Source organism: Microbacterium sp. LS_15 (assembly GCF_041954735.1).
Lineage (GTDB): Bacteria > Actinomycetota > Actinomycetes > Actinomycetales > Microbacteriaceae > Microbacterium.
Window position 1 is genome coordinate 46,542 of record NZ_JAVAYD010000013.1, and the last position, 16,576, is coordinate 63,117.

General features: G+C 69.6%; 19 protein-coding genes. 7 read left to right on the forward strand and 12 right to left on the reverse strand.

The features are described 5' to 3' along the window. Positions 1-44 precede the first annotated feature (44 nt). Positions 45-797, forward strand: coding sequence for an SDR family NAD(P)-dependent oxidoreductase (locus RAC69_RS14300; RefSeq protein ID WP_375087403.1), 753 nt, complete (start codon positions 45-47; stop codon positions 795-797). 10 nt (positions 798-807) lie between these two features. Here RAC69_RS14300 and RAC69_RS14305 read toward each other — a convergent pair whose 3' ends face one another. From RAC69_RS14305 to RAC69_RS14320, 4 genes are all read right to left on the reverse strand, one after another. After that, complete coding sequence (locus RAC69_RS14305) at positions 808-2,031, reverse strand: MFS transporter (protein WP_375087404.1); 1,224 nt, start codon at positions 2,029-2,031, stop codon at positions 808-810. Between the two features lie 55 nt (positions 2,032-2,086). Then, positions 2,087-2,371 carry a hypothetical protein gene (locus RAC69_RS14310; protein WP_375087405.1) on the reverse strand — a complete coding sequence of 95 codons (285 nt, stop codon included), beginning with the start codon at positions 2,369-2,371 and terminating at the stop codon, positions 2,087-2,089. A 2-nt stretch (positions 2,372-2,373) separates the two neighbouring features. Then, a complete protein-coding gene (locus RAC69_RS14315; RefSeq protein ID WP_375087406.1) occupies positions 2,374-2,709 on the reverse strand; it encodes a hypothetical protein in 336 nt (111 codons plus the stop codon). Between the two features lie 68 nt (positions 2,710-2,777). Beyond that, on the reverse strand, positions 2,778-3,254 hold the full coding sequence (locus tag RAC69_RS14320) for a MarR family winged helix-turn-helix transcriptional regulator (RefSeq protein WP_375087407.1): 477 nt from the start codon (positions 3,252-3,254) through the stop codon (positions 2,778-2,780). A 97-nt stretch (positions 3,255-3,351) separates the two neighbouring features. Between RAC69_RS14320 and RAC69_RS14325 the strand changes: the two genes are divergently transcribed. Next, entirely contained in the window at positions 3,352-3,591 is a 240-nt protein-coding gene (locus RAC69_RS14325) for a hypothetical protein (protein WP_375087408.1), read from the forward strand. Continuing rightward, positions 3,591-4,151, forward strand: coding sequence for a MarR family winged helix-turn-helix transcriptional regulator (locus RAC69_RS14330; protein ID WP_375087409.1), 561 nt, complete (start codon positions 3,591-3,593; stop codon positions 4,149-4,151). Before RAC69_RS14325 ends, RAC69_RS14330 begins: the two co-directional genes overlap by 1 nt. 9 nt (positions 4,152-4,160) lie before the next feature. Here RAC69_RS14330 and RAC69_RS14335 read toward each other — a convergent pair whose 3' ends face one another. The 3 genes from RAC69_RS14335 to RAC69_RS14345 form a co-directional block, all read right to left on the reverse strand. After that, complete coding sequence (locus tag RAC69_RS14335) at positions 4,161-5,744, reverse strand: MFS transporter (RefSeq protein WP_375087410.1); 1,584 nt, start codon at positions 5,742-5,744, stop codon at positions 4,161-4,163. A gap of 96 nt (positions 5,745-5,840) precedes the next feature. Then, on the reverse strand, positions 5,841-6,014 hold the full coding sequence (locus RAC69_RS14340; RefSeq protein WP_375087411.1) for a CsbD family protein: 174 nt from the start codon (positions 6,012-6,014) through the stop codon (positions 5,841-5,843). A 45-nt stretch (positions 6,015-6,059) separates the two neighbouring features. After that, positions 6,060-6,317 (reverse strand): hypothetical protein, encoded by a 258-nt coding sequence (locus RAC69_RS14345; protein ID WP_375087412.1) that lies wholly within the window; start codon positions 6,315-6,317, stop codon positions 6,060-6,062. A 93-nt stretch (positions 6,318-6,410) separates the two neighbouring features. Between RAC69_RS14345 and RAC69_RS14350 the strand changes: the two genes are divergently transcribed. Continuing rightward, positions 6,411-7,994: an SDR family oxidoreductase gene (locus RAC69_RS14350; protein ID WP_375087413.1), complete on the forward strand. Its 1,584-nt coding sequence runs from the start codon at positions 6,411-6,413 to the stop codon at positions 7,992-7,994. Between the two features lie 15 nt (positions 7,995-8,009). Here the strand turns inward: RAC69_RS14350 and RAC69_RS14355 are convergent, their stop codons facing one another. The 3 genes from RAC69_RS14355 to RAC69_RS14365 form a co-directional block, all read right to left on the reverse strand. Continuing rightward, the gene (locus RAC69_RS14355) at positions 8,010-10,010 is read right to left on the reverse strand and encodes a BCCT family transporter (protein ID WP_375087414.1); all 2,001 of its coding nucleotides are present in this window, start codon (positions 10,008-10,010) and stop codon (positions 8,010-8,012) included. A 138-nt stretch (positions 10,011-10,148) separates the two neighbouring features. Continuing rightward, positions 10,149-11,837: an ABC1 kinase family protein gene (locus RAC69_RS14360; protein WP_375087415.1), complete on the reverse strand. Its 1,689-nt coding sequence runs from the start codon at positions 11,835-11,837 to the stop codon at positions 10,149-10,151. A 23-nt stretch (positions 11,838-11,860) separates the two neighbouring features. Continuing rightward, positions 11,861-12,484, reverse strand: a complete 624-nt coding sequence (locus tag RAC69_RS14365) for a helix-turn-helix transcriptional regulator (protein ID WP_341935876.1) — start codon at positions 12,482-12,484, stop codon at positions 11,861-11,863. 167 nt (positions 12,485-12,651) lie between these two features. Here RAC69_RS14365 and RAC69_RS14370 point away from each other — a divergent pair, with 167 nt between their 5' ends. Next, a complete protein-coding gene (locus tag RAC69_RS14370; RefSeq protein ID WP_375087416.1) occupies positions 12,652-14,229 on the forward strand; it encodes a glycosyltransferase family 2 protein in 1,578 nt (525 codons plus the stop codon). A gap of 36 nt (positions 14,230-14,265) precedes the next feature. On the opposite strand, the gene map is transcribed toward RAC69_RS14370, so the two are convergent. Next, entirely contained in the window at positions 14,266-15,036 is a 771-nt protein-coding gene (gene map, locus RAC69_RS14375) for a type I methionyl aminopeptidase (RefSeq protein ID WP_375087417.1), read from the reverse strand. 68 nt (positions 15,037-15,104) lie between these two features. Here map and RAC69_RS14380 point away from each other — a divergent pair, with 68 nt between their 5' ends. Further along, complete coding sequence (locus tag RAC69_RS14380) at positions 15,105-15,386, forward strand: helix-turn-helix transcriptional regulator (RefSeq protein WP_341936179.1); 282 nt, start codon at positions 15,105-15,107, stop codon at positions 15,384-15,386. A 1-nt stretch (position 15,387) separates the two neighbouring features. After that, positions 15,388-16,146 carry an SDR family oxidoreductase gene (locus RAC69_RS14385; RefSeq protein WP_341935879.1) on the forward strand — a complete coding sequence of 253 codons (759 nt, stop codon included), beginning with the start codon at positions 15,388-15,390 and terminating at the stop codon, positions 16,144-16,146. 115 nt (positions 16,147-16,261) lie between these two features. On the opposite strand, the gene RAC69_RS14390 is transcribed toward RAC69_RS14385, so the two are convergent. Beyond that, entirely contained in the window at positions 16,262-16,567 is a 306-nt protein-coding gene (locus RAC69_RS14390) for a helix-turn-helix transcriptional regulator (protein ID WP_144876006.1), read from the reverse strand. Positions 16,568-16,576 lie beyond the last annotated feature (9 nt).

A 16,576-nucleotide genomic window follows, 5' to 3' on the forward strand; every position in this document is an offset into this window, starting at 1 on the left:
GAAGATCTCCCGGAACCGGTGCCCGCCCGGGAAGAAGCCCACCCATGGCTCAGTACGACGTCTCCGACCGCTCCGCGATCGTGACCGGGGGAGGCAGCGGGATCGGCCGGTCGACGGCACTCCTGCTGGCGAAGAACGGCGCATCCGTCGTGATCAACGACCTGAACGCAGACAACGCGAACGCGGTGGTCGAGGAGATCCGCGCCGCCGGCGGCACTGCCGAGGCCTCGGTGGGCGACGCGACCGACACCGACTGGATCGCATCGTCGATCACGCTCGCCAACTCGCTGGCCCCGCTGCGCATCGGCGTGAACAACGCGGGCATCGGGGGGGCATCCGCTCCCACCGCCGACTACGACGACGACGCGTGGGACAAGGTGATCTCGATCAACCTGAACGCCGTGTTCCGCAACATGAAGGCGCAGATCTCATCGATGCTCGAGAACGGCGGCGGCTCCGTCGTGAACATCGCGTCGATCCTCGGCAGCGTCGGGTTCGCCAACTCCCCGGCCTACGTCACCGCCAAGCACGGCGTGGTGGGCATGACCAAGTCGGCCGCACTGGAGTACTCCGACAAGGGCGTTCGCGTGAACTCCGTCGGCCCCGGCTTCATCGACACCCCACTGCTCGCGACCATGGGCGACGAGGCGAAGGCGTTCCTCGTGAGCAAGCACCCGATCGGTCGTCTCGGCCGCCCGGACGAGGTGGCGAACCTCATCGCGTTCCTCGCCAGCGACGCCGCGAGCTTCATCACGGGCAGCTACCACCTCGTCGACGGTGGTTACACCGCGCCCTGATCGCGCACCGTCATGCGCGGGGCTTGCGCGCCTCGAGCACGCCGGCGAGCAGCGCCGCGACGAGCGCTGCCGCCGGCGCCACGATGAGACCGACCCGCAGGCCCTCGGTCTCGGCGAGGAAACCGACGAACGGCGGGGACAGCAGGAATCCGAGGCGCAGCAACCACGAGACGATCGTGAGCCCGGCACCGGCACGGAGTCCTGGTAACTCGTCGGCGGCATGCATCGCGGCGGGGATGAGCGTGGCGATGCCGAACCCGACGGCAGCGAATCCGGCGATCGTGCCCGGCACGCTGGGGAACACGAGCGCGAGGGTCATGCCGGCGGCGGCGATGAGTCCGCCCAGGCGGGCCACCGCGCGCTGGCCGAACCGATCGGTGAGGCCGTCGCCCAGCATCCGTCCGATGAACTGCGCACCGACGAGCGCGATGAAGCCGAGCGGGGCGACGGCCGCCGCGGCGCCCAGCGACTCCGAGAGGTAGAGCGTCGCCCACGAGTTGCCCGCGTCCTCGGCGACCGCGCCGGCCATGGCGATGAGAGTGAGCGCGACGAGGATCAGGACGAGTCGCGGCGTGACGCGCCGGCGCACGGCCGTGGCGACCTCGGCCGGATCGGCTGTCGCCTCGGCATCCGCGTCCTCATCCCGCCCCGGCAGACAGAACGCCAGCGCGACGAGCGCGACCGTCACGAACACGGCGGTCGAGATACCCAGGTGCACGCCGAGCGGCAGCTGCAGCGCGATGGCCGCCGCGGCCATACCGCCGCCGAGCACGGCGCCGATCGACCAGATTGCGTGGAACGAGTTGATGATCGACCGCCCGTAGCGGCGCTGCACCCGCAGCCCGTGGGCGTTCTGCGCGACGTCGGTGATCGCATCCGACGCGCCGCCGATCAGCAGGGCGACGGCGAACAGGATGCCGGAGGGCGACAGCGCCGCCGCGAGCAACCCGAGGCCGGTCGCGATCGTGCCGAAGACGGCCATACGCGCCGAGCCGAAGCGACGGATGAGCACGGCGGCGAGGAGTCCGGCGGCGATGGCTCCGGCGGGGAACGCGGCGATCGCGAGACCGTAGCCGACATTGTCGAGACCCAGGCTCGCCTTGATCTCGGGATAGCGCGGGAGGATGTTCGCGAACAGCGCGCCGTTCGTGAGGAAGAGTGCCGAGACGGCGATGCGCGCACGACGGACGGTGCGGTCTGGCGTGGTGCGTCGAATCGTTTCGGCGGAGCTCATGCGTACGATCGTACACGTAGCGTGACGGCCGCCCGATATCCGCCGGGACCGCGATTCAGCGAAGGAGGGACTCGCCCTCCGGAGCGACCGACGCCGACGCCGACGCCACGGCCGCCTTCGCGTCGTCGAGGTCGGAGAAGATCCCGATCACGTCAGACCGAGGCCCCGACGCTTCGAACCCCCGACCGGGGACGACCGTGATCGACCCGAGGTACTGCAGCCCGTCATTGCCGACGTGGAAGCCGGGCTCGACCTCCACCCACAGCCCGCGGGGCGTGGCGACTGCACGAGTGCGTGCTCCTGCCGCGGCGCGTGCCGCGACTCCGATGCGCTTCGACATCGTCAGGCGCTCATGGCGTGGAGCTGCGGAGCAGCCGCCACCTCTGCGAACTCGGCACGGGTGAGGTCGAGGCCTCCCGAGGAGTTCGCGGCGTTCATCATCTTGACGAGCAGCGCCCGGTCGATGGGAGTCTCCTCCTCCATCACGAAACGCAGCGGGATCGCCGCCTGCACCCACAGCGTCTCGACGCCTCCCGGCGTGTGCAGCGTCAGGGCGAACGATTCGTTGCGCCGAAGCTTGGTGAGGGTGACGGCTCGGACGTGCGTCAGAGTCTCGTCCTCGACGTCGATCGGCAGTGTCGAGTTCCCGTAGGTCAGGTGTCCCATCGTGTCTCCCATCCCGTGATTCCTTCAACATTTAGATTACTAGGTTACCTAGCTAAATGCCAGCCGAGGGAGAATCGAGTTCACGAAAGGTCGCTGATCTCCTCCGTCAGGCGGCGCAGGAAGCGCGAGACGACATCGCTCTGCTCGGGCGTGAACTCGCTCGCGATGTCCTCGATGCGCTGCGTGAGATCGTCGGCGGGAGAGTTGAGATCGCGCAGCGACGGTCGAAGCACCTTCGACCTCGCGTCCGCGGGGTGCGGTGCGACGACGATCTGACCGCGCTCCTGCAGGCGACGGAGGACGCTGGTCACCGCCGCCGTGCTGACGTTGAGGTGCGCGGCGAGATCACCGGGGGTCGCGGGGGAGTCGGCCGGGGCCTCGGCGATGAAACGCAGAGCCTCACGGTCGGTGTCATTGGGTGCTCGACGCGAGGAGAGCCTGCGAGCGAGCTGCGATTCGGCACGACGGAGGTCGTCGACACGCTCCACCAGTTCGCGGGTCGTCACCTGTGTCGCATCCTTGATCTCGGCCATGCCGTCACCCCCTGACTGAATCATTCTACAAGAGAACCTCGTAAGCAGGCAGACTAGGGATATGCGATGCATTGCACCTCGTGATCGGGTGAGAAGATGGAGTCCTGTCGGAAAGGACGCCATGGGAGAGCGATTCACGCCCGAAGAGGCGGGGTACATCCTGTACTCCGAGGTCATCGAGCGCCTGCGCGAGCGTTTCCCGACGGTCCCCGACTGGCGGCTCGAGCAGATCGTCGCCGCCGAGAACGAGGCGATCACCGGAGGGATGCTGAGCATCGTGCCCGCGGAGGTCGAATCCGGAGCGGTCGAGATGCTCACGCGCGAGCAGGATCGCATGAGCGACGACGACGAGGTGGCCTGATGTCTCAGTCTCCCGAGGAATTCACGCGGTCGGGCTACTGGTACCCCGACGCCGAGTCCGCGAGCACGGTCGACGTGCTGAACCTGCTGCGTCGCTACCGGTCGGCCGAGACCGCGATGCGGGCCCGTACCCGCGCCTCGATGAAGATGAACGAGACCGATCTCGTCGCGCTGCGCTTCCTGCTGCGCGAGCAGCGCGCCGGCCGGATCGTGCGCCCGATCGACATCGCCCGCATGCTCGACATCTCCACGGCTTCCACCACCACCCTCATCGACCGCCTCGAGAAGAGCGGTCACGTGCGTCGTGAAGCACACCCGACCGACCGCCGCGCGGGCGTCGTGGTGCCGACCGTGAGCAGCGACGACGAGGTGCGCGAGACGCTCGGCGCCATGCACCGCCGCATGCTCGCCCTCGTCGACGAGATGAGCGACAAGGAACGCGCCGTCGTGACGCGCTTCCTCGCCGGCATGACCTCGGCGATCGAGGAGGCGACCGACCTCGACCAGGAGCTGCGCGACGTCATCCGCTCGCACGAGGAATCCGAGTCCTCGGGCGAGTAGCCTTGGGGCTCAGGCCCGCTCGCCGGTCTCGACCCGCCCGCCCGCCTCGTCTCGCGCGCCCGCCTCGTCCCGCGCGCCCGTCTCGACCCGCTCCGGGAACAGCTCGTCGAGATCGAGGTCGGGGTTCTCGTCCTGCGTCTCGACGAGCTCGACGGCCTCCTCGATCGTCTGCACGCTCGGCATCGCCCCGGGGAGCGGTCGGCGCGCCGACTCCTTCAGCACGATCACCGCGATGAATCCGGCGATCGAGGTGCCGATCACGTAGAAGGCCGGCGCCAGCGACGACCCGGTCCACTGCACGAGCGCCTCCATCACGACCGGCGCAGTGCCGGCGAACAGCGCCACCGCGAGGTTGTAGGAGATGCCCATGCCGCCGTACCGCGAGGAGGTCGGGAAGAGCGCGGGCAGCGACGACGCGAGGTTGGCGACGTAGAACGTCACGGGGAAGGCGAGCAGCACGAGGCCGAGCACAGTCGACCAGATCTCGCCGTGCATCATCAACAGGAAGGCGGGCACGGCGAACACGATCGCCGAGACCGAACCGATGAACAGCACCTTCCGGCGGCCGATGCGGTCCGAGAGCCGACCCGTCAAGGGGATGCAGAGCGCCATCGCCACGAGCACGGGCAGCGTCAGCAGGGTGCCGTGCACGGGGTCGTACCCGAGGGTGCCGGTCAGATACGTCGGCATGTACGAGGTGAGGGCGTAGCCGACGGTGTTGGCGGCGGCGACGAGCACGAACGCCGTCAGCAGCTCGCGCCAGTAGGAGCGGATCAGCGCGAACACGCCCTTTGGGGCGTCGGCGGACGCCTGCGCCTCATCGGCCGCGCGCTTCGCGGAGTCCTGCGCCTCCTGGAAAGCCGGGGTGTCCTCGATCTTGAGTCGGAAGTAGATCGCCACCGCGCCGAGAGGCAGGGCGACGAGGAACGGGATGCGCCAGGCGAAGCCCTGCATGACGTCATCCGAGAGCGTGAGCTGCAGGATCGACACGAACGCGGCACCGACGGCGAAGCCCATGTACGACCCCAGGTCGAGCAGCGACGCGTAGAAGCCGCGGCGCTTATCGGGCGCGTACTCGGTGATGAAGGTCGTGGCACCGGCGTACTCGCCGCCGGTCGAGAATCCCTGCGCGAGCTTGAGCACGATGAGAAGGATCGGCGCCCACACGCCGATCACGGAGTAGTCGGGCAGCACGCCGATGAGGAAGGTCGCCGCGGCCATCATGATGAGGGTGAAGGCCAGGATGCGCTGACGCCCGAGGCGGTCGCCGAGCTGTCCGAGCACGATGCCGCCGAGCGGACGCGCGACGAAGGTCACGGCGAAGACGCCGAGCGAGAACAGGGCCTGAGCGCCCTCCGAGGCGTCGGGCAGGAACGCCCGGCCGATGATCACGGCCAGGTACCCGTACACGCCGATGTCGTACCACTCCATGAGGTTGCCGACGACGGTGCCGGCCACCGCGCGGCGGAGCATCGGTCGGTCGACGACCGTGACGTCGTCGACCGTGAGACGGCGCGGCTCGTCGTCTTTGACGAGACCCAGTCGGCGGCCCAGCCGTCGCCAGAGGGATTCGCTCTTGAGTGATTCGGACATGATGTTCTCCCTGCTCCCCCGGTTCGCGCGCCGGATGCACGCGGAGAGGCACGACGGGGAGGCGGCACCGCCGCCTCCCCGCGTGACGTGAACGCCTCAGTTCTTGAAGGCGTCCTTGACGTTCTCGCCGGCCTTCTTGGCGTCGGCCTTGACCTGGTCGGCCTTGCCCTCGGCCTCGAGCTTCTCGTTGTCGGTCACCTTGCCGACCGCCTCCTTCGCCTTGCCGGCGATGTCCTGAGCGGCGTTCTTGATCTTGTCATCGAGTCCCATGAGGGCTTCCCTTCTCTCTTCCAACGGTGGTCTGCGGTCTGCGGCTCACGCCTGCAGGAGCTGTGTGACGATCACGGTCATCAGCGGCACGGATGCGGCGGCGACGAGCACCATGAGCCCTGCCGCTCCGAGGATCTCGCGACCCGGTCGAGCGGAGACGAGGGACGCGCGATCGATCCCGATCGCGCGTCCCACGGCCTCGCTGGCGGGGAGCGGCGCGAGGCTGGCCGCATCCGAGAGCGTCGACGTCGCGTCATGTGGGGCCTGATCGACGCGAACGGGGGAATTCGCTGCTCCGGACATATCCATCACCTACCTTCGATGGCAGGTTACTAGATGAACTAGTGATTCGGAAGCCTAGTGAAAATTCCGGTGTCTAGGCATACCCTCGGGAGCATGACGGAGCTCACTCAGCCCACCGGCCACGAAGACGCGCTGCGCGCAGTCCCCCGCGACGACGGATCGATGCCCCGAGCTCTCGTCCTCGGCGCCACCGGATACATCGGCGGGCGCCTCACCCCGCGGCTCCTCAACGCCGGCTACCGCGTGCGCGTACTGGCGCGCGACGCGGCGCGCGCGGCATCCTTCCCCTGGGGATCCGACGCCGAGATCGTCGAAGGATCCGCCGACGACGAGGATGCCGTCGCCGAGGCCATGCGCGACGTCGACGTCGTCTACTACCTGATCCACTCGATGTCGGCGGGCAAGGGCTTCGAGGAGAGCGACGAGCAGGCAGCCCAGACGGTGGCGGATGCCGCGGCGGCCGCCGGAGCGCGACGCATCGTCTACCTCGGCGGACTGCACCCCGACGACGTGAAGCTCTCGGCTCACCTGCGCTCGCGCGTGCACGTCGGCGAGATCTTCCTGGAGTCGGGCGTTCCGACACTCGTGCTGCAGGCCGGCGTCGTCATCGGATCGGGGTCGGCGTCGTTCGAGATGATCCGCCACCTGACCGAGGTGCTGCCGTACATGCCGGCTCCGAAGTGGGTGCGCAACCGCATCCAGCCGATCTCCGTGCGCGACGTGCTGCACTACCTGCTGGGCGCCGCCCGCGTCGACGACAGCGTGAACCGCGCCGTCGACATCGGCGGCCCCGACGTCCTCCGCTACGGCCAAATGATGAACGGATACGCCGTCGAAGCCGGCCTCCCCCAGCGGGCCATCGCCGCGCTGCCCGTGCTGACCCCTGGCCTCGCCTCGCACTGGGTGAACCTCGTGACGCCCGTGCCGCGCGCGATCGCACGACCGCTCGTCGCGTCTCTGCAGAACGAGTGCATCGTCAAAGACCGCGCCGTGGACGAGCTCATCCCCCGGCCCGACGGCGGACTCACACCGTACCGTCAGTCGGTGCGTCTCGCACTCGGACGCGTGAACGCGGACGCGATCGAGACGAGCTGGCAGGACTCCGAGGTCTCCGGCGCTCCGAGCGACCCGCTGCCGAGCGACCCCGAATGGGCCGGGCGCATGGTCTTCACGGATGCGCGGTCGCTGCGCACCACCGCCTCGGTCGAGGGGCTCTGGCGCGTGATCATCGGCATCGGCGGAGAGAACGGCTGGTACTCGTCGCCGTTCCTCTGGGCCGTGCGTGGATGGATGGATCGCCTCGTCGGCGGCGTCGGCCTGCGCAGGGGCCGCCGCAACAAGGCCGCAGCGCGGGTCGGCGACGCGATCGACTTCTGGCGCGTCGAGGCCGTCGAGGAGCCGGGACGCGACACCGAGGCCTCCGACGCGAGCGGCGGACTGCTGCGCCTGCGCGCCGAGATGAAGGTACCCGGCGAGGCGTGGCTCGAGCTGCGCGCACTCCCCGACGGCAGGGGCGCGCGCTACGAGCAGCGCGCCGTGTTCTTCCCCCGAGGACTCGCCGGACGACTGTACTGGTTCGCCGTGCTGCCGTTCCACGGGTTCATCTTCGCCGGGATGGCGGCGCGCATCACGGCTGCCGCGGAGAAGCCGGTCGAGACCGTCGCGCCCGGTCGCTGACGCGGGAAGGGCGGGTCAGCGCTCGGTCGGGGCGGTGCCGCCTGCCTCGTCGACCGACTCGGCCGTGTCCTCGGCGAGCGCCGCGGGCGGGTCCGTCGGGGCAGGGGATGCCACGGCATCCTCTCCCGCCTCCGTGCCCGCCTCCGGGATGATGTCGATCGCCTCGGTGGCCGTCGCGTAGACCTCGGCGAGGCTGTCGTCGACCTCGGCCTCGTCGATCCAGGCGAGGTCGTCCTCCGAGTGGTCGTACTCGACCGGCACGAGCGCGAAGTCGTCGCCGTACTCCTCGAGTCCGGCCATGACGCTGTGCCGCACGGCCATGCGCGCGTAGCGCTCGCGCAGGATCATGGGGTCGCGACGCAGGTCCTTCATGAAGGCGACCATCATGAAGGCCATGATCACCGCGAACGGCAGCGCGGCGATGATCGTCACGTTCTGCAGCGAGCGCAGACCGCTGCCCTCCTCGCCGCTGACGAGCAGCACGGCCGCGATGACTCCGACGAGCACACCCCACACCACCGCGACCCAGCGCGACGGATCGGGGCGGCCCTGCTGCGACAGCGTGCCCATCACCAGAGACGCGGAATCGGCGCCGGTGATGAAGAAGATCGAGATCAGCAGGATCAGAAGGATGCTGGTGATCAGCGGGAACGGAAGGTTCTCGAGCACGCCGAACAGCACCTCCTCCGGCGGGTCGACCGTGAGGCCGGCACCGTCCATCTGCTGCTGGATCGCCGTGGTGCCGAAGATCGCGAACCAGACGAGCGAGATCACGGCCGGCACCACGATGACGACCGACACGAACTGGCGCAGCGTGCGTCCGCGCGAGATCTTCGCGATGAACATGCCGACGAACGGCGACCACGAGATCCACCACGCCCAGTAGAAGATCGTCCAAGTCGAGAGGAACATCTGCGTCTCGTCGCCCTGGGATGCCGAGCGCGCGATCATCTGCGGCAGATCGCCGAGGAACTGCACGGCCACCGAGGGGATGACGTTGAGGATCAGCAGCGTCGGCCCGACGAAGAACACGAAGAACGCCAGCACGAGGGCGGCGACCGCGTTGATGTTCGACAGCGCGCGGATGCCCTTGCTCACACCCGAGACGGCGGATGCGATGAAACAGGCGGTGAGCACCGCGATCGCAGCGATGAGGACGCCGTTGCCGAGCTCGCCGATGCCGCTGACGATCTCGACGCCGTGTCCGATCTGCAGGGCGCCGAGGCCGAGCGACGCGGCCGTGCCGAACAGGGTGACGATGATCGAGAAGATGTCGATGGTGCGGCCGAGCGGTCCGGTGGTGCGACCCTCGCCGAGCAGCGGAGCGAAGATCGACGAGATCAGCGGGGTGCGGCCGCGGCGGAACGCGCCGTAGGCGATCGCGCCGCCGACGAGCGCGTAGAACGCCCACGCCTGCGGACCCCAGTGGTACAGCACCTGGGCCTGGGCGGTGTGCACGGCCTCGAGAGTGTTCGCCTCGACCGTGCCCGGCGGCGGCGACTCGAAGAACGTCAGCGGCTCGGCGGCGCCCCAGAAGACCAGGCCGATGCCCATGCCCGCGGCGAAGAGCATCGAGATCCACGAGAACATCGAGAACTCGGGCTCCTCGTCGTCGCGACCGAGCGGGATGCGTCCGTACCGGCTGAAGCCGATGAACAGCATGAACACGAGGATGACGGTCGCGATCGTCGTGAAGAAGAATCCGAAGTACTCGACCACCCATGCGAGCACCGCCGACGTCGTGCCGGCGAGGTTGTCGCCCGCGAACACGCCCCACGCGATGAACGCGATGGTGAGGGATGCGGCGACGCCGAAGACCAGCGGATCGGTGCGGTACGTGCGTCCGGTCTCTTCGACCGAGACCCCGGGCACGAGGGCCGGGTGGACGCTGCGCGGCGGGACGGCGGCGATGTCGCGGACGATCTTGCCCGCCTGCATCCCGGCCTGCCGCAGGGCTCCGGTGGTGGTCTTCTGAACGTCGGTCCGCGAGGGGGGTGTCTCGTCAGGAGTGTCCATGACTCCCGATTCTCCCATGCCGGCATATCGGGGCCGGTTCGCGCCCGTCGGTCGTCACCCCCGGTCGTTGAGCGCGGACGACGAAGTCGACCGAGACGAAACGCGACGACCCCTCGCTCAAAGCCCCGCGAAGCAGGCTCAGCGCGAGCGGCGACCGAGGCCGGCGAAGACGGCGTGCAGCAGCGGGAGCCCCGACGCGCAGATGAGGGTGATGCCGAGGGGTTCGAGCGTCGGCGCCAGCAGCGCCCCGCCGACGAGCATCGCCGCGAACAGCACACCCGACCCGATGCGCCGGGCGATGCCCTCGAGCCGGTCGAGGCGGCGTTCGAGTCGCGACGTGTCGAATGTCACGGTTCCCGCGTCGACGCGGGAGATGATCGCGTCGATCCGCTTCGGCAGACGGTAGGTGATCGCGGCGGTCTCCATCGCCTGGTCGGCCATGTCGCGCATGAGACCGCTGCTCTGCTCGCGCAGCAGGCGTCCGGCGTAGGGCTCTGCGGCATCCCACACGTTGAAGTCGGGGTCGAGGCTCGAGCACATGCCCGAGGTCAGCGACACGGCGCGGATGAGCAGCAGCATGTTCTCGGGCAGCTGCAGGGGCAGCGAGCGCACCATGTCGCCGAACTCGTTCGCGAAGTCCGTGAACTCGCGCGGATCGACCGTCGCGAGTTCGGCGAACCCCATGCCGCCGAAGCGGGCGAACAGCGCGGTGAGCGCGCGTTCCAGCTCGCCGGTGTCGGCCGAGGGCAGCAGCACTCCGATCTCCTGCGCGGCGGCGACGAGTCCGCGACTGTCGCGCGCGGTCACCGCGATGAGCAGGGTGCGCAGCCCGTCGCGCAGGTTGTCCGGCACTTCGGCCATCATCCCGAAGTCGATGAAGGTGAGCCGGAAGCCGGTCGGCAGAGACGCGTCGGGGGTGACGAAGATGTTGCCGGGGTGCGGATCGGCGTGCACGAAGCTGTGCGTGAACACCTGGTCGAACATGACCTCGGCGAACGCGTCGGCGACGGCGGAGGGGTCGATGCCCGCGGCGCGCAGAGCTTCCGTGTCGTTGATCTTGATGGCCGTGACGTCGGAGAGAGTGAGCACCCGTCGGGTCGAGCGCTCCCAGACGATCTCGGGGGCGTCGATGCGCGGGTCGTCGGCGAAGTTCTCCCGGAAGCGCTCGGCGCTGCGGGCCTCGTGCAGGTAGTCGATCTCCTCGAAGCTCGTCGCCGCGAACTCCTCGACGAGGGCCGGCGCGTCGACGCGGTCCGACACGAACCGAACGCGCATCGCCCAGCGCGAGACGCGGCGCAGGGCGGAGAGGTCGACCGCGACGATCCCGTCGATGCCCGGCCGCTGCACCTTGACGACGACGTCGCGGAGGCCCGTGTCGGCGGCATCCTCGTCCGACAGCCGGGCGCGATGCGCCTGGCCGAGGGATGCCGCGGCGACCGGCGTCTCGTCGAACCAGGCGAACACGCGGGCCAGCGGGGCGCCGAGCTCGGCTTCCGCGACGCGGCGGATATCGGGCAAGGGGACGGCCGGCACCTCGTCCTGCAGCCCCTCGAGCTCCTTGGTGATCTCGGGCGGCAGCACGTCGAGGCGCGACGACATGAACTGCCCGACCTTGATCATGAGACCGCCGAGGTCGATCGCGAGGGTGTGGAACCGCCGCGCGAAACGCTGCATGCGCGACCCGCGGGTCCGCTCGGCGATGCCGGTGAGTCCGAACCGTGGGAGCACGAGTTCGAACCACCAGATCGCGATGAACTCGCGGGCCGCGAACGACACGATGCGGCGGTAGCGGGCGCGGTGGGCGCCCTGCGCCGCGGCATCCGTCATCGATGGTTCCCGTTCGTTCGCGTTCAGTCCTGAGCGAGGATCGTGTACAGCCTACGGCGGGCCTCGTCGAGCACGTCGATGGCCTGCTGCACCTGCTCGGGACTGCCGCTGCGTCCGACCTGGGCGGCGGCGGCTGCGAGGTCGACACCGGCCTTCGGCAGCGCGGAGAAGCGCGGGTCGTTGCGGTGGCCGTCCTTGGTGGAGCTGGACTCCCACGGCGCGGGCGTCTCGGTCGACTCGGAGGCGACGGCGCGACCGGCTTCGGTGAGCGAGTAGGTCTTGCGACCGTTCTGCTCCTCGGCCTCGATCAGGCCCTCGTCGGCGAGCAGCTGCAGCGTCGGGTACACCGATCCTGCGCTGGGCTTCCACGATCCGCCGCTGCGCTCGGCGATCTCGCTGATGATCTGGTAGCCGTGCATGGGGCGCTCGGCGAGGAGCGAGAGCACGGCGGTGCGGACGTCGCCGCGGGCCATGCGCGTCCCACCGCTGGGGCGCTGCTGGTCGAACGACTTGCGCAGCTGGTCGAGCGCGTCGAAGAGCGCGCCGGCCGGACCGTTCGGGCCGCCGAAGCCGCCGGATCCGAAGATGCCGCCGAGCGGGTTGTCGCCGCCGGTGGAGCCGGTGCCGAAGGGGAATGCGTTGTTCATGATGACCTCCCAGTGCTGTTGGTGGAGCCGGTGAGCGATACTCAACGATATATCGTTAAGTCTGGGCATGGGGTGGGAGTCTCGCTCGAGACTGCACGTCCGCAGACGTATCGCAACCCCGTGCGCATCCATAGCCGACACTGATTGACTGCTTCACGATGTCGACAGTGTCCGAAGACCCCCAGTCCCCTCCCGCCGAGTCGTCCGCTCCCGAGTCGGTGCGCGTGAGCGTGGTCGTGCCCGTGTTCAATCCGAACGAGGCGTTCGACCAGCTCATCTCCTCCCTCGACCGGCAGACCCTCGACCGCACGCAGTTCGAGGTGCTGCTCTGCGACGACGGATCCGACGAGAAGACCAGGAAGCGACTGGCGGAGGTCGAGAGCACGCGGCCGTACGTGCGCGTGCTGTACCTGCCGCACTCCGGGTGGCCCGGCACTCCGCGCAACGAGGGCGTCGCCGCCGCGCGCGGCCGCTACGTGCAGTTCGTCGATCAGGATGACTGGCTGTTCGAGTCGGCGCTGGAGGCGCTGTGCGACTACGCCGACGAGCACGGCTCCGACGTCGTCGTGGGCAAGGAGGTCGGTATCGGCCGACCGCTGCCCCGCCGCATCTACCGCCGCGACGTGCCGAACGCGCAGCTCGGCGAAGACCCGCTGCTCGAGATGCTGACGCCGCACAAGATGTTCCGCACCGCGTTCCTGCGCGAGAAGGGCGTGCGGTTCCCCGACGGCAAGGTGCGCCTCGAGGACCACCTCTTCGTGATGCGCGCGTACTTCGAGGCACGGACGATCTCGATCCTCGGCAGCGTCCCCTGCTACGCCTGGGTGAAGCGGTCGGGGAGTGCGAGCTCGGCGCGCATCGACCCGGAGTCGTACTTCCCGCACCTCGAGGCGGTGCTCGATCTCGTCGAGCAGTACACCGAACCCGGCCGGTTGAGAGACCGCCTGCTGCGGCACTGGTTCCGCGGCAAGATCCTCAAGCGGGTGTCGGGCAAGCGCATGGTCGCCTACCCGGCCGAGTACCGCAACCGTCTGCTCGACGCCGTGATCCCCATCGTGCAGCGCCGGTTCGGACCGGGGGTCGACGCCGGGCTCGCGTTCCCTCAGCGGATCAGGGCCGCACTGCTGCGCGCCGACCGCCGTGCCGAGCTCGTGACGTTCGCGCGCTTCGAGAAGGAGATGGACTGCCGGGTCACCGTCACCTCGGCATCCTGGTCGCGCGGCGGCGGACTGAGACTCGCCCTGCGCGTCGCCATCATGCGCGACGGGCGGGAGGCGCTGACCTTCGACGACGGCGCGCTGACGTCGCTGCCCGTGGCGTTCGACGGACTCCCCACCGGACTCCTCAACGCAGGGCGGGAGCTGCAGAACGACCGCATCGAGCTCGTCGTCCCTGGCGAGGGCGACTCGGTCAGGCACGTGACGAGCGCGTCGTTGCGCAAACGGTCGACCACGACCGTCGCGATCGACCCGCTGCGCGTCTTCGGCCCCGACGACGAGTCGCGCGAGGCGCGGATCATCGCGAAGGTCCGCCGCGCCGGATGGACCTTCGACGTGCCCCTGACAGCGGATGCTGCGACGCTGGCCGGCGCCGGACGCTCACCGCTCCTCGCAGGACGCACCTGCACGCCCGTCGCGACGAGCGGCGGTGCGGTCGAGCTGCGCCGCGTCTGGCCAGGCGGACGCCTCAAGGACGTGGCCGGTCGGGCGGTGCGCAGGATCCGGAGCGGTCTGCGGAAGCGCTGACGCGCGGCGCCCGCCCCCGCAGCACCGGCACCACGGTCAGCGGGCGAGGGTCAGCACCTCCGCGCCGTCGTCCGTGATGGCGATCGTGTGCTCGGTGTGGGCGGTGCGGCATCCGGTCGCGCTGCGGAGGGTCCAGCCGTCGGCGTCGGTGACGAGCTCGGCGGTGTCAGCCATGACCCAGGGCTCCAGTGCGAGCAGGAGTCCGGGGCGCAGTCGGTACCCGCGTCCGGGGCGTCCGTCGTTCGCGACGTGCGGATCCTGGTGCATGGTCGACCCGATGCCGTGCCCGCCGAATTCGAGGTTGATCTCGTATCCGGACTCGCTCAGCACGGTGCCGATCGCGTGCGACAGATCGCCGATGCGCGCATCGGGCCCGGCGGCGCCGATCCCGGCGGCGAGAGCGCGCTCGGTCGCGTCGATGAGGGCCAGGTCCTCGGGTGCCGCGCGATGCCCGACCACGAAGCTGATCGCCGCGTCGGCCGCGACGCCGCGGAGCTTCACGGCGAGGTCGAGCGTGAGCAGGTCGCCGTCGGCGAGCACGCGATCGTGCGGCATGCCGTGCAGCACGGCGTCGTTCACCGCGGTGCAGACGTAGTGGCCGAACGGTCCGCGGCCGAACGACGGGGCGTAGTCGACATAGCAGGACTCGGCTCCGGCATCCTCGATCAGCTCTCTGGTCCACCGGTCGAGGTCGAGCAGGTTCACGCCGACCGCGGTGCGCTGCTTCAGGGTCTGCAGGATGCCGCCGACGAGAGCCCCGGTGTCTCGTGCCCGCTCGAGCTGGTCGTGGTTGAGGATCTCAATCATGTGCTGCGCCGCCCATCGTTGCGATAACTATCCCGGTAATACTATCCCGGTATTAGAATGGGCGCATGATGGTCCGCCTGCCGTTGAGTCCCGCCGAAGTCGAGCGGGGAGAGCGCCTCGGCGCCCTGCTGCGTCGCGCTCGCGGCGAGCGCTCGATGCTGAGCGTCGCGCTCGACGCCGGCGTCTCACCCGAGACCCTGCGCAAGATCGAGTCCGGCCGCGTCGCCACTCCGGCGTTCCCGACGATCGCCGCGATCGCCGGCGTGCTGCACCTGTCTCTCGACGCGGTGTGGGCCGAGATCGAGCCGATCCGCGACGTGCGCGACGCCCGCGGACGCGTCGCGTCCTGACATGGCGACCGCTCTCGTCACCGGCAGCTCGCGCGGCATCGGCCGCGCTGTCGCGCAGGCCTTCGCCCGCCGCGGCGACCGGGTCGCGGTGCACTACGGCGCCGACCGCGACGCCGCGGAGCAGACTCTCGCGTCGCTCGACGGCTCGGGGCACGCGATCGTCGGCGGAGACCTCGGCGATCCGGCGGGCGCCCGGGACGTGGTGGATGCCGCGATCGCGGCGCTCGGGTCGCTCAGCATCCTGGTGAACAATGCGGCCGTCGCGCCGAGTGCGGCGAACGAGCACCGCGTGGATGCGACGACCTACGAGGCCTGGCAGCAGGCGTGGGCGCAGATGACGGCCGTGAACCTGGTCGGCGCCTCGAACGTGACGATGCTCGTCGCGCAGCACATGATCGCGCGCGGCGACGGCGGGGCGATCGTGAACATCGGGTCGCGTGGAGCGTTCCGCGGCGAGGCCGACCACCCCGCCTACGCGGCGACGAAGGCCGGACTCCAGGCGTTCGGGCAGTCGATGGCGCTCGTGCTCGCGCCGCACGGCATCTCCGTCGCCTCGGTCGCTCCGGGCATGATCGCCACCGACCGGCAGACGCCGAAGCTCGAGGGAGCCGGGGGCGACGGCATCCGCGGGCAGAGCCCGTTCGATCGCGTCGGCACCCCGCAGGAGGTCGCCGAGGCCGTGGCCTATCTCACGTCGCCGGGGGCCGTGTGGGCGTCAGGTGCGGTGCTCGACCTGAACGGGGCATCGTACTTCCGGTGAGCGCCGCGCGTGCGTCGCACTTGTGCGTCCGCGTCGCAGGTCTGCCGCGCATCCGTGCGACGCGGACGCGAATCTGCGACCGCAGCGCACGGCGGAGAGACGGGAGGATGCCGCGTCAGCCGCGCAGCACGGAGTCGAGGAGCCCGGGGAAGAGGGCGTCGAGGTCGTCGCGCCGCAGTGTCAGCATCCGCCGTCGCCCGTTCGGCTCGTTGCGAATGACGCCCGCTTCGCGCAGCACCTTCATGAAATGCGACTTGGTCGACTTCGGCAGGTTCGGGTCGGTGGCGTGGCAGGCGGCCATGTCGAGCGGGCCGTCGGCGAGCTGGCGCGCGATGGCGAGGCGCTCGGGGTCGCTGAGGGCGAAGAGCACGTCCGTGAGCTGGATGTCGGAGCGCTCGGGGTGCGGCAGGTCACCAGGCATGGTTCGAGA

Excerpts from the sequence above, each read along its gene's own strand:
- RAC69_RS14330 (WP_375087409.1), top strand. The coding sequence starts at position 3,591 with ATGTCTCAGTCTCCCGAGGAATTCACGCGGTCGGGCTACTGGTACCCC.
- RAC69_RS14365 (WP_341935876.1), bottom strand. The coding sequence starts at position 12,484 with ATGAACAACGCATTCCCCTTCGGCACCGGCTCCACCGGCGGCGACAAC.
- RAC69_RS14300 (WP_375087403.1), top strand. The coding sequence starts at position 45 with ATGGCTCAGTACGACGTCTCCGACCGCTCCGCGATCGTGACCGGGGGA.
- map (WP_375087417.1), bottom strand. The coding sequence starts at position 15,036 with ATGATTGAGATCCTCAACCACGACCAGCTCGAGCGGGCACGAGACACC.
- RAC69_RS14350 (WP_375087413.1), top strand. The coding sequence starts at position 6,411 with ATGACGGAGCTCACTCAGCCCACCGGCCACGAAGACGCGCTGCGCGCA.
- RAC69_RS14305 (WP_375087404.1), bottom strand. The coding sequence starts at position 2,031 with ATGAGCTCCGCCGAAACGATTCGACGCACCACGCCAGACCGCACCGTC.
- RAC69_RS14340 (WP_375087411.1), bottom strand. The coding sequence starts at position 6,014 with ATGGGACTCGATGACAAGATCAAGAACGCCGCTCAGGACATCGCCGGC.
- RAC69_RS14315 (WP_375087406.1), bottom strand. The coding sequence starts at position 2,709 with ATGGGAGACACGATGGGACACCTGACCTACGGGAACTCGACACTGCCG.
- RAC69_RS14320 (WP_375087407.1), bottom strand. The coding sequence starts at position 3,254 with ATGATTCAGTCAGGGGGTGACGGCATGGCCGAGATCAAGGATGCGACA.
- RAC69_RS14325 (WP_375087408.1), top strand. The coding sequence starts at position 3,352 with ATGGGAGAGCGATTCACGCCCGAAGAGGCGGGGTACATCCTGTACTCC.
- RAC69_RS14385 (WP_341935879.1), top strand. The coding sequence starts at position 15,388 with ATGGCGACCGCTCTCGTCACCGGCAGCTCGCGCGGCATCGGCCGCGCT.
- RAC69_RS14390 (WP_144876006.1), bottom strand. The coding sequence starts at position 16,567 with ATGCCTGGTGACCTGCCGCACCCCGAGCGCTCCGACATCCAGCTCACG.
- RAC69_RS14360 (WP_375087415.1), bottom strand. The coding sequence starts at position 11,837 with ATGACGGATGCCGCGGCGCAGGGCGCCCACCGCGCCCGCTACCGCCGC.
- RAC69_RS14310 (WP_375087405.1), bottom strand. The coding sequence starts at position 2,371 with ATGTCGAAGCGCATCGGAGTCGCGGCACGCGCCGCGGCAGGAGCACGC.
- RAC69_RS14355 (WP_375087414.1), bottom strand. The coding sequence starts at position 10,010 with ATGGACACTCCTGACGAGACACCCCCCTCGCGGACCGACGTTCAGAAG.
- RAC69_RS14345 (WP_375087412.1), bottom strand. The coding sequence starts at position 6,317 with ATGTCCGGAGCAGCGAATTCCCCCGTTCGCGTCGATCAGGCCCCACAT.
- RAC69_RS14380 (WP_341936179.1), top strand. The coding sequence starts at position 15,105 with ATGGTCCGCCTGCCGTTGAGTCCCGCCGAAGTCGAGCGGGGAGAGCGC.
- RAC69_RS14335 (WP_375087410.1), bottom strand. The coding sequence starts at position 5,744 with ATGTCCGAATCACTCAAGAGCGAATCCCTCTGGCGACGGCTGGGCCGC.